This is a genomic window from Azospirillum mesophilum, from assembly GCF_053470405.2.
Genome location: NZ_JBPXMQ020000077.1, coordinates 1 through 14,405, shown reverse-complemented (window position 1 = coordinate 14,405; position 14,405 = coordinate 1). Strand labels below are relative to the sequence as shown.

General features: G+C 62.2%; 13 protein-coding genes. 5 read left to right on the top strand and 8 right to left on the bottom strand.

Annotated features, from left to right (window positions below; all coding sequences use genetic code 11):
• Positions 1-357: 357 nt before the first annotated feature.
• Positions 358-849, top strand: a complete 492-nt coding sequence (locus ACSVC7_RS31885; RefSeq protein WP_448208574.1) for a GIY-YIG nuclease family protein — start codon at positions 358-360, stop codon at positions 847-849.
• Positions 850-1,004: 155 nt separating this feature from the next.
• On the opposite strand, the gene ACSVC7_RS31880 is transcribed toward ACSVC7_RS31885, so the two are convergent.
• From ACSVC7_RS31880 to ACSVC7_RS31870, 3 genes are all read right to left on the bottom strand, one after another.
• Complete coding sequence (locus tag ACSVC7_RS31880; RefSeq protein ID WP_448208575.1) at positions 1,005-1,637, bottom strand: phage antirepressor N-terminal domain-containing protein; 633 nt, start codon at positions 1,635-1,637, stop codon at positions 1,005-1,007.
• A gap of 613 nt (positions 1,638-2,250) precedes the next feature.
• Positions 2,251-2,517, bottom strand: a complete 267-nt coding sequence (locus ACSVC7_RS31875) for a hypothetical protein (protein WP_448208576.1) — start codon at positions 2,515-2,517, stop codon at positions 2,251-2,253.
• Between the two features lie 314 nt (positions 2,518-2,831).
• Positions 2,832-3,077 (bottom strand): helix-turn-helix domain-containing protein, encoded by a 246-nt coding sequence (locus ACSVC7_RS31870; protein WP_448208577.1) that lies wholly within the window; start codon positions 3,075-3,077, stop codon positions 2,832-2,834.
• A 114-nt stretch (positions 3,078-3,191) separates the two neighbouring features.
• Here ACSVC7_RS31870 and ACSVC7_RS31865 point away from each other — a divergent pair, with 114 nt between their 5' ends.
• From ACSVC7_RS31865 to ACSVC7_RS31850, 4 genes are all read left to right on the top strand, one after another.
• Entirely contained in the window at positions 3,192-3,737 is a 546-nt protein-coding gene (locus ACSVC7_RS31865) for a hypothetical protein (protein WP_448208578.1), read from the top strand.
• Between the two features lie 89 nt (positions 3,738-3,826).
• Positions 3,827-5,821: a hypothetical protein gene (locus ACSVC7_RS31860; protein WP_448208579.1), complete on the top strand. Its 1,995-nt coding sequence runs from the start codon at positions 3,827-3,829 to the stop codon at positions 5,819-5,821.
• Complete coding sequence (locus tag ACSVC7_RS31855) at positions 5,822-6,331, top strand: hypothetical protein (RefSeq protein WP_448208580.1); 510 nt, start codon at positions 5,822-5,824, stop codon at positions 6,329-6,331.
• A gap of 177 nt (positions 6,332-6,508) precedes the next feature.
• Positions 6,509-7,858, top strand: a complete 1,350-nt coding sequence (locus ACSVC7_RS31850) for a tetratricopeptide repeat protein (RefSeq protein WP_448208581.1) — start codon at positions 6,509-6,511, stop codon at positions 7,856-7,858.
• Between the two features lie 106 nt (positions 7,859-7,964).
• Here ACSVC7_RS31850 and ACSVC7_RS31845 read toward each other — a convergent pair whose 3' ends face one another.
• The 5 genes from ACSVC7_RS31845 to ACSVC7_RS31825 all read right to left on the bottom strand — a co-directional run bounded on the left by ACSVC7_RS31845 (position 7,965) and on the right by ACSVC7_RS31825 (position 14,247).
• The gene (locus tag ACSVC7_RS31845; RefSeq protein ID WP_483509107.1) at positions 7,965-8,540 is read right to left on the bottom strand and encodes a GNAT family N-acetyltransferase; all 576 of its coding nucleotides are present in this window, start codon (positions 8,538-8,540) and stop codon (positions 7,965-7,967) included.
• A 233-nt stretch (positions 8,541-8,773) separates the two neighbouring features.
• Positions 8,774-8,971 (bottom strand): hypothetical protein, encoded by a 198-nt coding sequence (locus tag ACSVC7_RS31840; RefSeq protein ID WP_448208583.1) that lies wholly within the window; start codon positions 8,969-8,971, stop codon positions 8,774-8,776.
• A gap of 11 nt (positions 8,972-8,982) precedes the next feature.
• On the bottom strand, positions 8,983-11,115 hold the full coding sequence (locus tag ACSVC7_RS31835) for a putative phage tail protein (protein ID WP_448208584.1): 2,133 nt from the start codon (positions 11,113-11,115) through the stop codon (positions 8,983-8,985).
• A 384-nt stretch (positions 11,116-11,499) separates the two neighbouring features.
• Entirely contained in the window at positions 11,500-13,530 is a 2,031-nt protein-coding gene (locus ACSVC7_RS31830) for a hypothetical protein (RefSeq protein ID WP_448208585.1), read from the bottom strand.
• Between the two features lie 3 nt (positions 13,531-13,533).
• Positions 13,534-14,247, bottom strand: coding sequence for a hypothetical protein (locus ACSVC7_RS31825; RefSeq protein ID WP_448208586.1), 714 nt, complete (start codon positions 14,245-14,247; stop codon positions 13,534-13,536).
• Positions 14,248-14,405 lie beyond the last annotated feature (158 nt).

The window sequence follows — 14,405 nt, the reverse complement described above, 5'->3', positions numbered from 1 at the left end:
CTATGAAGCCCGGATCGACGTCTCCAGCGGCATGATACAACTCGCCATGGCAAGCCTGCTACTCCGGCGTGTCTGCCACTGAACAGGTTGTCAAACGGACTCTAAGGCAACCTCCGCATTGATCATGCCGGGCGCCGCATTATGAACAGAGCTACGGAACGTTTGATAGCTTCGCTAAATCGAGCCACTTATGGAGAGCATGCAGTTCTTGCTGTCCAGTACTGGATCAACGATAACGGCCAAAAATACAGATATATATACAGAGAAGAGAACATAATTTATAACCACATACCAATTCTGAAGTGGTTTATAAGAAATTACATACATATTGGCGGAAGCAATGAGACTTTATCGGATATGAGCCAGAAGGCCGACGACTACCGGGTTGTAAGATGCGCCGTATTCACTGGGCGCTTCTTGTACGACGGCAGTGTCGCCGGATATATACCTGAATTCTCAACAAAATCCATATCACACAACTTTGCTAATAGGATTATTTCTGATCAACAAAATAGAATTACGAGTGCATGGAAAAAAATAGAGCCACATCTGGTCAGCAACAACGGAGGATACCCCATTCTTTATTACAGCAGAAGCGGAAGACACGTCTATTTTATGCAATGCAATAAAACTAATCTCATAAAAATTGGCGTTTCTTCAGAGCCATATAGAAGAAGGAAAGAAATAAATCGTCAAAATTCGTCTTACATTAAGATGCTGCATATAATACCTAACGGTGGAAGAATGCTTGAGGCAGCCCTTCATAGCAAATTTGCAAAGCACAGGCATTCAGGTGAGTGGTTTCACCCATCAAAGGAGATTTTTAGTTTTATCTCGCAAGGTACATAACATCCTGGCCTAACTGGAGGATAAGAGAGAGGCGCGCCATGGCTGGTCATGGTTGCGATGTCTTTATGAGAACTTAACAAGAGCAATAGGCGATGGAGGCACTAAACCGCATCGCAGAAATGCGAAGGGCGCCCGAAGGCGCCCTTACCTACCAATCAGTTCGGTCGCTTGTCGGCGGGTTCGGGGAAGTCTCCAGCGCCACCGAAAATCTCGCCCTGCCGCATTGGCTCAGGTGTCAGGTCCGGAACTTGCAAGCCAAGCTTACCTAAAAGCTGAGGGAATACAGCCGCCGCGTACCTCTGCCCGCAACAGCGGCGCAGTTCACCGGCAAAGCCCTGTACCCCCCGCATCTTGTTCAGCAGATGCGCTTCCTCCGCGCGCCTATCGTTGACAACGCGCCGGGCCTTGGCCGCCCGCATGGCCTTGGCGAAGAAGTGCTCGTACAGGGCGTCGGCACACTCCGTCTGATACTCGATGATCTTTATCCGGGTTTCGGCATCCGGAACCTTGTTCGGGTGGATCGTTGCCAGCCAGAAGTTCAGGCGGTTGAGGGGGAGGAACACCCACTCTCTGGCTTGGTCGTCACCGGGCATCTGAACGGTCAAATTCACCGTGCAGACGCTGAGCACTGGATGACCGACCAACTTTTTCCGCTGGCTATCCCAATTGAGGCGCATCCCCTCGGATACGGGCTTCATCGCCACCAACGTGGTTGCGTCAGTCTCGCCCTTGATCGCGACGAGCCTAGCGCCGTGAAAGTCTACTGTGGTAAGGTCGAACCCACTCATGAGCTGCTACTCCATTCATGCAAGTTCATGGTTTGCCCGGCCTCGCACAAGGCCGGAGCGGCTTTAGACGGCGGGGCGTTCAGGCAAGAACCCCCGCCGTTGCACTTCCTAAGCTTCTCGACCCTGCGACGACGGAGCCGAACGCAAGGCGGCGCGTCGCGCCATATGTGCTGCATGTAAGGTCTATCATACACGCCGCGAGAGCGTGACAAAAGGCCAATGCATTTTCCAATAACACGTAGATGGATCGGCAAAAAAACAAACGCTATGCCTGTGGATAAACGCCCGTTGTGGTGGATAACCTACCCCTGGCGATACCTAAATATCAGTTTGGTATAGCAACTCTGCGCAACACGCGAACCTACAATCCACAATGTTACACACAGTTTTATCCACAGCATGGATGCAATGAGGCCGAGTCGCGGCAATATGTTGGCCCGGCATGATTGGGCCGACCGCATTGATTATCGTGAGATTTTTCTAAAAACCTGCGCCGACGATCAGGCGCCGCTAGGCGCGGCGCATTTCCGTAAAAAGGGAAAGGCGCGGACTAGCCGCGCCCCCTCACCCCTCCTTCACCTCGACTACGCGAGCGCGGTAGCCTCGCATCGGATCACTGGTAACCCTTCGCCGCCATGCACTGCGCTGCCGCCTGATTGCGGTAGGCCATTTCCATGAGGGGGCCATCGCCGCGCTGCATGCGCTGCTGGACCATGGCCGGAACCTCGTAGTTGCACTGCGCGATAGCCGCTTCGACGGGCATGGTCGCCCATGACTGCCGCACCCAGCTTCGCCCTTGCTGCTGGACGGCGGGGTTGCCGAATGGCGAATAGCAGGCCGTCAACGTCATAGCGGCCAGCACCGCGGCGATAATCCTCATTTAAGCCCCACGCATCCCGGAGTGTGTATAGGCGCAGCCATGCGCCACCGGGGCGAGTGTGCAGGGGTAATCTGGGGGAGTCCATGCCCTACAATACGCCGCTTGGGGCGTCGTCGTGCCGCAGGTCGGCAGGAGCGGCTGGTGGCAATCGCCGATGCGCGGAATGGTGCGGTTCCACCAGTCAGGCGCCACCGGCACACCCGTCCGTCCTAGGGGCATAGCCGAATGGGGCGGGAGGTGGCCCGTGGGGCAAACGAGGGGTGGCATCGGCGATTGCCACCACCGGACCATCGGTGATTGCCACTCTGGGCTTGTCAGTCCTGCGGCGCTTTCATCCGCACACCCGGCCCGCCGTTACCTTGGTAATGACCGGCGGGAATGAACTCGACGCCGGCTGACTCTAGTGCCGAGCGTAGCTTTCCGAGTGTGCCCGCCAAAGCATCGCCGCCACTCTCGATCCTGCTGACCGTATTGGGCGTCACTCCCGCCGCCTTGGCGAGTTCCCTAACGCCCCATTGGAGCGCGGCCCGAGCCATACGGATTTGGTCGCCCGTAATCATAAATTAGTACCCTGTATCGGTTGATGGCGATTGCGTATTGACGGGGTAACCCTTTCGTCGGTACATTGTACCTATCGAAAGCGACAGCGCAACGCCTATGAGGGACAAAACTCAATGACCGCCATGTTCCCTACCACCACGCCGCTAGGAGCCATTCCGCCCCGCCCTGTCACGATCCACAAAGGCGACCACGCCGTCGTCAGCTTCGACGGCTTCGGGTCCGTCACCACCACCGGCCCGCGCCGTGCCGAACTCGCCGGCATGATCGCCGCGATGCCGCTGGTCCTGCGCCAGCTCGCCACCATCACGAAAGTTCTGCGGGACCGCGATGGCGCCGCCAACCCGCACGTCATCGACCTGGAGAACGCCTTGACCGAGGCCGGCATCAATCACGACGCGCCGTTCGCGGAAGAGGTTCAGCCCATGACCACCGTTGCCCCCGCTTCCACCGCGGAGCGCTACGCGCTTCTGCTGGGCAACGTCGCCGACCGCCTGGACGCCATCCTCTCCGACCGGAAGGCCCTGCACTCCACCCCCACCCCGATCCGTGACGCGCTGGGCGACATCGTGTCCCTGATCCGGGGCGCTTTGAGGGAGAACGGCAGCGGTGCTCCGACGGACGAGGTGGAGCGGGAAGCCGACGATGAGGGCGCCGCATAAGACGAACGCCCGACCTTTGCCGAGGCCGGGCGCCCATTCGCCGGGCGGTTGCCGCCGCCCAAGCATCAATCCGCACCAGGGACAATAAGATGCAGACTGAACACGATCATATCGCATCCCCCAGACCGGCGGGAAGAGCGGGAGACGAAGCCATTCTCGACCTGTTCCGCCAGATGGTCGAGAACAAGGCCGAAATGCACAAGGTCGGGCTGACTGCCCCTGATGGGGACGCGGGCTATGAAGCGCTGATTGCCCGCGACTGCGCCTTCATCAAGGCCATCGCCGCGACCCCGGCCAGCGGCGCGCTTGGCATGGCGATCAAGGCGTATCTGCGGCGCCAACAGGATGCCGGGGAACCGGCCGGAAACCCGAACGGCATCGACCCGCCGCAGGACATCGAAAGCTTCGACGCGCTCAGCGATAAGATGCAGGAAAGCATGGTGTGGGATGCGCTGCGCGTGTTCCCGGCCCTGGACGCGCTGCGCCTGCACAGCGAAGACGCCTTCCGTGCCGCCATCGCTCAGCAGAACCACGACACGCTGCGCCGCATCCTGTTCGATACGACGGCGCCGTTCGCAGCTGCCTTCGACGCCTGCCGGATGGCGGAACGCGATCATCTCTCCAAGTTTGGTTCCGACGCGATCACGGGCGAAGGCGAGCCTTCGGAGGAATACGACGGCATTTGCGAGCGGTTCCGCGCCGCTGCGGAAGCGGCCCCCGCGCCGGCCACGCTGACGGAAGCCCTCGCGGCAATCGAATACATCAGCGCCAACGTGGACATGGACATCGCGGCTGCCGAACTCCCCGACGACGTGAAGCTGAAGCTCCTGAATGGGGCGTGGAACACGGTCTATCAGGTGATGAAGGCCGGCCGCGCCGCGTTCGAGCAGGCCGAAGGCGGGTCCACCGTAATCCCGCCCATCGGCATGACCTTCCACGAAGCCGCCGACCTGATCCGGCGGAAGTGGAAGGAGGCCGAGAACGCCAGCCGGCAGGACGAAGACCGCATTGCGGCGGAATGCTCCCGCCTTGTGGTCGCCATCCTCACCACCCCGCCGCAGACGATTGCCGACGCACGGGTGATCCTGGAAAGGCTTTCGGATCCCGACGATGGCATTGACGGCGGCACGGGGCCGCACGACTCCACCGCCTTGCGCAACGTCGCCGCGCTTCTGTCCCGACTGCCGGGGCAAGCTGTCGCGCCCGGTGACGACACGGACCTTGCGCGCGCCTTCCTGCGCATGCGCGAAATCGACGGGCTGATGAACGCGGGCACCTGCACCGACGAGATGGAGGAGGAGCACGACACGCTTCTAAAGGTCGTCACGTCCAGCGCTCCGGTCGGGCTTCTTGGCATTCTGGTGAAGGTGGCGGACATCCTGTCCATCATGCCGGACGGGATCCCGGACATCCGGACGCCGGGCGCCCCGTGTACGCTGGCGTTGCAAACCGCCATGAGCGCGGCGGAGCAGCTTCCGGACCAGACGGCCCGTTCCGTCGCCACCGCCACCATGGACGCTCTGGCCGGCGCCGTGCGCGCGCTGGAGGCCGAAACCGACGGGCGCATGAGGGATTGGAAGATGGCGGCCGAGTGGGAGCGCCTGGAGGCCACGTTCCTGAAGTACGCCAGCACCGAACAGCGGGAGCGCTGGACGCAGAGGTGCACGTCCACGACGCGAGCCGACCTGTCCGCAAGGGAGGCCACGTTTCTGGACAATGTGGCCGCTCTTCCGGACGACGAGCGGGAGCGCCTTTTCGAGCGCCTTACCCTGATGGTCGTTCAGGAGAAGGCCCACAGCGCGCAGATCGCAATCGGTCGCCTGGACAACACGCTGGGCCGTTACCGCGACCAGCTCGCCGCCGATCTGGCGGAGGTGGATGCCGCCATGGGCACCGGCCAGCCCGACCCGTTTATGGATACCATCGCCGCTTTCGACGGCGCGTCGCCCAAGCCACTCGCCATCCCCGACACCCCGACCGACGGCATGGTCCAGGCCGGGGCCGCCGCCGCTGGCATCGACACGGAGCAGGCTCGCTTGATGTTCGCCGCCATGGTCGAAGCCTACCGGAAGGAGGCCGCGTAAATGTCCGTCATCACCTTCCCGATACAGGACCGGGGCGCCGCGCGCCCCGCTTCCCTCGACATCGAGGCGCGTCGCCTCGCCATGACCAGCGCGGCCGATTGGCAACAGGACATCATCACCGAATGCCGCCGGCAACGCTCCCTGAACCCGTCCGTCTTCGCCTACCTGAAGGACGGCGGCCTACTGGACCGCTGCACCTTCCTCGCCAGCGAAGGCCCGTCCGATCCTTTGCGCTTCCGCTACATCGGCACGCCGACGCTCAGCGTCATGGGGGGCGCGTGGGGCCGCTCCGTCATCGGCCAGCCGGAGGAGGTGGACCCGCACAGCGAGTTCGCGCACCGGATCGGGCTGGAGTACGCCGAAGCCATCGGCGGTGGTGAGGCGCTATTCAACAGAATCGCCGTCACCGGGCTTGGCCGGCCCTTCGTCTACACCCAGGCGCTGTTCGGCTGGGAAGATCGCGGCCGGCGCGCGGTGCTGTCGGCCATCGCAGTTCATTCACTTCATTGAAGCCCGTGAGGGCTTGAACATACGATCGCAACACATCAGAATCCATGCGCGGCGTGCAGGATATGCATCATACGTAAGCGCTCGATCACGCTTGATCTGATAAACGGCGAACTAGATAATCTCCACAACCTTTCCGCACTGCTACGGAGCAGATCGTTGCTATTGAGACGTGCATTCATGGTTGCCGCAGCCGTTGCAATCTCGGGTGACTGTGCCATTGCACAGACGTCAGCGCCCGCACTCACCCCATCAGAGCTGAACTATTTGAAGTATGGAATAGCTTCCTGTTGGAGCGCAGATGAGCTCGCAAAACTTGGAGGCAAATCTATTCCGGTAAATCTCATGTTCAACGAAGCCGGAGATTTTTCCGGAATGTCACTCGTTGATCGGTCCGCAATGGCTGACCCAGTATACCGGTCGGTTGGTCAATCTCTCATATACACGTTTCGAAAGTGCAAGCATTTAAAAGCACCAATTCGCTTACATGGAGACAACCTAAGCGTACAAATTTTGATATCTCCTGAGGACTTTATCGAAACACCTAAATCTCAATCCGCGTCAAGAGAGATAAAAAAAGACGCCAACAGCGCTGAATCTTTAGAGGATTTAGCAAAGAAGGGCGATCCGACGGCCCAGCGCAAATTGGGGGTCACGTATCGAGAGAAGGGTGGCGCTCAAAATAATGAAATTGCGACGCAATGGTTTCAGAAAGCGATCGATCAGGGCGACAAAAACGCAATGGCCCTACTTGCGATGGATTATGAACAGGGAAATGGAGTAAAACAAGACTATTCAAAAGCAAAAGAGTTGTGGGAGCGATTAGCGGCGCTTGATGATCCAGTCGGCATGCTGTTCCTTGGAAACATGTATTCACTCGGAAAGGGAGTCACACAAAGCCACCAAACAGCACTTTCCTATTGGCGAAAAGCAGCAGCAAAAGGATCGGATTCCGCCTACTTTCGCATTGGTTACGCCTATTTCGAAGGAGCGGGGGTTCCCAAGGACAGCAAAACCGCGGCAGAGTGGCTCACAAAAGCGTCAGCAAAAGGGAATGCGATGGCCCAGTCCGTTCTGGGGTCTCTTTATTTTACTGGCGATGGTGTTCCCAAGGATATCGAAAAGGCCATTGAACTTTTTACAAACTCTGCCGCTCGCGATGACGCCAGTGGGCAGAGAAAGCTTGGAATAGCATACATACTTGGTCAAGGTGTACCCCAAAGCTTTAAAATGGCTTATGAATGGCTCAAGAAAGCAGTAGATCAAGGCGACGCGAGCGCACGCGCGAATCTCGGCCTTATGTACATAAAAGGTGCCGGCGTAATTCGCGACGAGAAAATTGGGTTTGACCTCCTGAAGATGTCTGCCGAGCAAGGGGATGTAGAAGGACAACTTAATCTGGCCAAGGCATATTACAACGGATGGGGAACTCCGCGGAACCACGACCTCTCAGTCGAATGGCTCCGCAAAGCCGCGAAACAAGGAAATGCGGAAGCCATTTCCTCACTCAGACAAATGGGAGCATATTAAGGCACCAACAATGCATGAAAGATAGTGAAGTGGTTCATCGAAGCCACTTCACTTAGCAGATTGAAGCCAAATTCTCACTTTAATCTGTGGGGCTTACTGCTTTTCGTCAATTGTCCAAAACTACCGCCGGCCGACTCCAGCGCATAAAGTGCAGCGGCAGCCGCCCGATGCCGTGCTGGCAGTAGAGGACGCCGGGCCTCTCCTCCAGCCGACGGCGCCCTGCCCCGCGCCCGCTCCACACCGGTACCGTCTCCGGGTCGACCAGCCCGACCATCCAGCGCGGGTTCCAGCGCGCCAAGGCCACGAGACGGGCGAGAGCGCCCAGGTTGTGGAACAGCCCGCGCCCACGCCAGTCCGGGCGGGTCCACCCAGCCACGATCCAGGCGACCGCACCGCGGGTGTCGTGCGCAGCCTCGCTGGCGCAGAACGCCCATTCGTCCGCCGGCACGTCAGCGGGGTCATGGAAAGCCGACAGGTCCGCCAGCCGGGCACCGAAGCTGGCGGACGAGCAGTCGACCAACACCACGCCGTGAGTAGCGATCACCTCCCCTTCCCCGTCGACCAGCCCGAGCCAGAACGCGGGGGCGCTCGCCGGCTTCGGCAGGAGCGGGAACCAGCTGTCCCGATTGGTCGCGTTCAGCTCCTCCAGCGACTCCCAGCCTTCACACAAGATCGGCGTCACGCCGCGCGCAATAGCATCGGCGCACAGACGGTCACGCGCGGTGACCACCGCAGGGACAAGCGGACCGGAGCCCAAGTTACAGGTTTCGACAAGGCGATAATCACCCACGCGATTGCGCGCGGAGCCTTTAGCCTCCGCGTCGCAAACAAGCATTTCCATTGGTTTCTCCAGGGCACAAAAAAGGCCGCTCGCGGCGGCCGTGGTGGAGTGGATGGAGTTTAGTCGCGGGCCGGTCAGTCCGGCAGGGAAGCGACGAGCGCCTTCAGGTCGGCGACGCTCAGCGGCTCCGGCGGCTGCAGGATGGCCCCGCCCGGCAGGGTGATGCCGTTGTCCCGGATTTCCCTGATTTCCTGCCGGTGGACAGCGATGCTGCCGTCCTCCCGATAGCGGATCAGCACCTCATAGGGCCGGGTGATGTCGGTCAGTGCCATTGGGGTGTTCCTCACGAAATGACGGCGCGGTCAGTGACCCGGCGCCAGTTGGACCCGTCCGAGAAGGCGACGACCGCGCCGCCGCTCTCGTTGCTCACGTAGATCATCTGTGCCACGGCGGCGGGGCTGGGGACTGTCCCGACCGTGTACGAGCGCAACACGCTTGCCCATTCACCGCCGGCCGTGAACAGTGTGATGGACCCGTTGGTGATCGCGCCGTCCCGCTCGATCGTGAAGCGGTTCGTCGCTCCGACGACGCCGCCCCAGCTCACCCGGCCGACGATCCGCTGCGACGAGAACGCTCCGTCATGGGTGTTCTCGATGAACAGGCCACTCGTTCCGCCGCCGTCCTCGACGGTTAGGCCGACCGATCCGACATTGCCCGCCTGATGCGGCGTCGCGGCCTTCATCCCGACCTTCAGCGCCTGCCCGGCTTCTCCGACAAGCCCGGCGCCGCTCTGCCGGAAGCCCGCGATCACGCCGACGTTGCTGTGAACGTGCTTGTCACGGCCGGCGCCGCCGTCGTACAGGCCACCCGAGAGGTTTGCCGTGAGGTCGTTTCCGATGATCGAATAGTGGTCGGACCCGCCGTCTTCGACGTAGACCCCATAGCGCTGGGTATTCGCGAACTCCGGGAACGCGCCGCAGTTGGCGCCGGTCACCGAAAAATAGGACACACCGGCTCCAATGTGGATGCCGTTGTAAATGTTGCTGATGGACGAGCCGTTCGCCAGGAATTGCCCGCCGTCGAACCGCACATCCACGCCGGCCTGCACGTAGGCCCCGCCCATCGCGTTTCCGTTCGACCGCATGCCGATGAAGTCATAGGCGTGGATGTCACCGCCGGACGCCTGCGCATAGATGCCGTGCCCGCCCTTGCTGGAGCAAGACCAGTCCTCCGTTGACACGCAGCGCTTGACCCGACCACCAGACGCCGGAGCCACCAACCACCCGTGGCCGTGGCAGGTATCGATGGCGCAGCGCGTTGTGAAGAGGTGGGCAACCTCCTTACCCGACGGCGGAGCGAGCACGACGCCGTTGTTGCAAGCCAAGGCACCACAGGTGTCCAGCCACGTTCCGCCCGACTGCTCGAAGCGGTAGCCGGCGGCCGGAGCCTTGGTGGGGTCGAAGTCCCCGGCCACGAAGCAGTCGGTAAGGTACTGGTCAGAGTTGTGCCCGATGGCGCCATCGAACAGGAACCCGATGCCGATTCCGGCGGTCAGGGCGGCGACGGTGATGGACCGAACGGAGTTTAGGAAGCTGTCGGTGAACCGCATGCCAATGGCATGGTTGCCGATCTTCAGGTTTTCGGCGTTGCAGTCCGTGGCGCCGTTGAAGTACACGGCGGCGCCCGCCGTCTTGGTTACGGCGGCGTCAATCGTCATGTCGGCGATGGACGACATAGACGACGGCGTGGCCCCGACACGGAACACGAAGCCGTCGCTGGTTACCGTGGTGAACGTCACCGTCGTAGCGCCACGTCCGGCTCCCCGAGCGTGAGTGTTGCTCGGTACCGCCAGAGCTTGACTCGCCCGATAGTCGCCCGGCGGGAACAGCACATCGCCGGTGCGGTTGAGCGCAGCCTGGATCGCCGCCGTGTCGTCCGTGCTGCCGTCGCCCTTGGCGCCGAACCACTTGACCGACACAGGCCCGACCTTCACCCGCAGCCACCGCCCGGCGGCCGTGCTGCTGGACGGCCGGATCACCGTCCCGCCGTCATCGGCGGCGGCGGAAGAGGCGTCCCAGACGAACAGTCCCGCCCCGCCGTCGCCCACGGACGAGTAGCCCCGCAGCATCACAGTGCCGTACGCCGCGCCCTGTCCGGGCGTGAGGGCGCGCAGGGCCGTCATGCTGTCCATCGCCCGCACGCCGGCCGATCCGGACACCGGGTCTTGCGTCCAGACCGTTCCACCGCCGGGGTTCTTCAGCTCCACCTTGTAGGTATCGCTGCCCAGGTAGATCGCGGGCCAGACGCCGGACGAGTCGGCGATGACCGGCTGCGTGTGGGGCGTGGTCAGGGCCGCATCACTGTACACCGTCGCCGGGGTCGAACTGCCGGTGAGAAAGAAGGACAGGCGCCCGCCAGCGAGCGGTACGCCGTTCTGGTCCACCGCGAATTGCCGCGGTGTCGGGAGGAGGCTCATGCGTCGATCTCCGGAGAGAAGAGGGAGCGCAACGGCAAGGCAGGCGCTTGCCAATGGGCGCTTCAGCACGTCCCGGCGTGAGAGCATGGCGTCCTCCTGTTCAGGATGACGGCTCAACGCTGGAGCGCGCGCAGTGGGCAAAGAAAAAGCCGCCCGGAGAGGGCGGCCCGTTGACGGACGTTTGTTTCGGTGTTGTTCTACTCACGCGAGCGAGGGAGGACGCGCCGATGAAAGAATGGCTGAAGCGTTACTTCAACGTGCCCAAGGGCGTGGCGATGGCGCTGTTGATCGTCGCGCTCGCAGCCACCCAAAAGGGCACCAAAAGCGAAGCATTCCTTGCCGCGCTCGTTTACGGCGCTCCCGTCTTTTTCATGTTGGGGGGCCTTATCGAGGGCCTGAAACAATGGCGCCGCGACCGGGCACAAAGCCGGGCATCGGCCGTACATCCTCCGATGCCGGCTCAACTCCGGTGAGTGCCCCGAAGTAGCCCAGCGCTCCCGCAAAGCTCTTCGTCCCCGGCTGCGTCGTGGTCAGGGCGACCAACGCCCGCTGTCCCTCCGGGTCGGTCATCGCCTGCGCCAGACGCCGCGCCCCCAAGGCGTAGAGGAACGGCGTCACCGCTCCCGATGCCCCGCCCTTCACCAGATCCCATGCCTGTTGCAGCGGCGCTGTCGGGGAGCCATCCGTTCCCGCCCGGTCGGCCAGACGGTCAAGGTGCTGGATCACCGAGGTGAAGGTGATGCGCTCGTTCTGATCCATCACGCTCCAGATTGGCGACTGCCGCATGGCAGTGGCGAACTTCTTCGGCGACCACAGCGGCGTGCTACCGTCCGGCATCGTGACGGGTGGAGCGTCGCCCGCCGGAACGCCGGCCTTCGCCATGGCCTGTTCGAAGGCGACGCGCTTGAGCTGCTGCCCGGCTGTCGGGTCGATGCCGTTGACAAGGTCGATGGTGGCGCGGAGCTGGCTCGGGGGAAGCGAGACGATCCGGGACGCAATGTTCTCATCCGCCGGCCGGATCGGGCCGCCGAGCATTTGCCCCACCACCGATTGGCGCAGGGTGTCGATGGCTTCACTGTTGGCCTTGTAGTTGTCGCGGGCCTGCCGCAACGCTCCAGCCACCTCCTCCGGCAGACCGCCGGTGTCGAGAACATCGTTCATGTCCCGCTTCAGCGCGTCCACCACCCGGCCGGCGATCATGCGCTGCTGGGCGGTGTCGATGTTCTTGAACACGGATGACGTGCCCTCTGCTGCCGCCCCGTAGATTTCCAGCAACCGTTCAAGCTGAGCGCCGGAAATCTTGCGGGGCACGGTCGTTTGCGTGCCGTCCGGATTGACGATGGTTTCGGGCTCGAAGTTGGATCGGACCTGCTTCAGCTTGCCAACGAGGGATGCCGTGGCATCACCGCCGCCCGGCACGTCGAAGCGGGAAATGAGGTCGTCCAATTCCGTCACGATGTTGTTGGTGGGTATGACGGGTTCCAGGCCAGTGGCTTGGTTGATGACGTTGAAGTCCTGCTGCGCCACGCTTCGGCGCAGGTTGACCGCGCGACCCAGCGCCAGGTCGAAGGCGCCGCGCACCGACCCGCCGGCCTTCTCCACCCCCACGGCGCCGGGGCCGAATGCTGTGTCCAACGTCTGGTTCAGAAAGCCGAGCGCGTGGTTAAGCTGGTGGGTATCGTGTTGCGCCATGATGTCGGCAGTCACCGGGTTGCGTCGGAACATGCCCTCCACCGTCAGCAGGGTGCGGGAACCCGTCCGCTGCCCCGGCGTGTAAGGCTCCCCGACAAGGTCTTCCAGCGCCCGGCCCTGCTGACCAAAAGGCGTCTGCTCCGCCTTGTCGATGTAGCGGGCCGCGACATTGCTGGGCCGGACGCCATCCACCACCTTCCCGAACAGCTTGTTCGCCCCAAACTGCGTTCCGGCGCCCAGCGCGGAGTCGAGAGCGAGGCTTCCCGCGCGCTGTCCAAGCGACATCTGATCGTCACCCGGCAGGAGCGCAGACGCTCCCTGCCGCACGACGTTGCCGAAGCCCGCCGCGGCACCGGCCGTCAACGGGTTGGTGCCAGCAGCAAAGGTGGGAAGGGCCTGGAGTGCCATGCCAGACACATCAGCCGCGTCATTCAGGTTCAACCCCGGTTTGTTCACCGGGAACACCTGCTTCCGCTCGTGATCCACGATGAACATGGATCCAGATGGGTCGGTGACGACGTTCCCCTTGCCAAAGTTGTGCTCATAGAACCCGGCCTGTCCCTCCGGGGTCATCTTGATCCCAGCTACGGCACGGGTGGGGAACTCCACCTCGCGGCTGTTGTTCAGCGGGTAGAAGCTCCCGACGGCCGCCGTCATTTCCTGTTCCGGCGTGCCGTCGGGGAAGTTGATGCGGTCGCCGTTCGGCAGGTTCACGGTGGGCATCGCTCACTTCCTCAGCTTCAGGGTTTTGGTTTCGGGGTCCCAGTCGTATTCGACGCCGCCAGAGGACGGAGCAGACCCGCCCTTGCCCTTGTCGTAGAAGTCGACCAGCGGCTTTCCGGCCTTCATCATCGCGTCGATGGCATTGGCGCGGTTGGCCCGCTTCTGTTCGATCACCGACGGGGAGTCGCCCGGCTGCGGGAAGTACTGCCGATAGGCATTGTCGAATTCCGCCGCGCCGATAGCCGCGCCCGATTCCTTGCGGAGCTGGGCATTGATGAAGTCCTGGCGGGCTTGGTCAAGCTGCTGGTACTTCTCGGTATGGAGGCTGTTCTCCACAGCTCCCGGCAGGATGGTGACGAACCGATCCCACATGCCGGGTGCCGCCGCGCCCTGGTCTTCGAGTCTGCGGATGATCTTCTCGGCATCCTGCATGCGGCGGAAGAAGCCGTAGGCGTTGGTTTCGCCTTCGTTGAACTTCGGGTCTTTCTGCATGCCGGGCACCGGCGCGACGGTGTAGCCGGGGCCAGCGGCACCCGCCGGGACCTGTGCGGGCGCGGCGGGCTGCTGGGGCTGGCCCTGCGGTGCTGACTGTCCGGCCGGTGCGATTCCGGCCTGTTGCTGGCCGCCTTGCATCCATGCCGGTCGCCGGATGTCGGGCGGGAGTTGCGGCGTTACCGCCATCATCTGCACGGAGCCGTCGGGCATGGTCGTGGGCATGATCTTGGGCTGCGTGAGGTGGGCATAAGCCGCCGCGTACTCCGGCGATGCGGGAGTAACTACTCACGGGGCTGGCTGAGCCTGGGCTGTTGTCGAGGCGCTGCGCGCATTGGGGGTGGTTGGCGATCCGGTGTTGCGTTTGGTTGGCCGGACGTGAG

What these genes read in the sequence shown, in the direction of transcription:
- ACSVC7_RS31830 (WP_448208585.1), bottom strand. Translation starts at nt 13,530, where the DNA reads ATGCCCACCGTGAACCTGCCGAACGGCGACCGCATCAACTTCCCCGAC.
- ACSVC7_RS31835 (WP_448208584.1), bottom strand. Translation starts at nt 11,115, where the DNA reads ATGAGCCTCCTCCCGACACCGCGGCAATTCGCGGTGGACCAGAACGGC.
- ACSVC7_RS31870 (WP_448208577.1), bottom strand. Translation starts at nt 3,077, where the DNA reads ATGATTACGGGCGACCAAATCCGTATGGCTCGGGCCGCGCTCCAATGG.
- ACSVC7_RS31865 (WP_448208578.1), top strand. Translation starts at nt 3,192, where the DNA reads ATGACCGCCATGTTCCCTACCACCACGCCGCTAGGAGCCATTCCGCCC.
- ACSVC7_RS31855 (WP_448208580.1), top strand. Translation starts at nt 5,822, where the DNA reads ATGTCCGTCATCACCTTCCCGATACAGGACCGGGGCGCCGCGCGCCCC.
- ACSVC7_RS31825 (WP_448208586.1), bottom strand. Translation starts at nt 14,247, where the DNA reads ATGCCCACGACCATGCCCGACGGCTCCGTGCAGATGATGGCGGTAACG.
- ACSVC7_RS31875 (WP_448208576.1), bottom strand. Translation starts at nt 2,517, where the DNA reads ATGAGGATTATCGCCGCGGTGCTGGCCGCTATGACGTTGACGGCCTGC.
- ACSVC7_RS31885 (WP_448208574.1), top strand. Translation starts at nt 358, where the DNA reads ATGAGCCAGAAGGCCGACGACTACCGGGTTGTAAGATGCGCCGTATTC.
- ACSVC7_RS31880 (WP_448208575.1), bottom strand. Translation starts at nt 1,637, where the DNA reads ATGAGTGGGTTCGACCTTACCACAGTAGACTTTCACGGCGCTAGGCTC.
- ACSVC7_RS31840 (WP_448208583.1), bottom strand. Translation starts at nt 8,971, where the DNA reads ATGGCACTGACCGACATCACCCGGCCCTATGAGGTGCTGATCCGCTAT.
- ACSVC7_RS31850 (WP_448208581.1), top strand. Translation starts at nt 6,509, where the DNA reads ATGGTTGCCGCAGCCGTTGCAATCTCGGGTGACTGTGCCATTGCACAG.
- ACSVC7_RS31860 (WP_448208579.1), top strand. Translation starts at nt 3,827, where the DNA reads ATGCAGACTGAACACGATCATATCGCATCCCCCAGACCGGCGGGAAGA.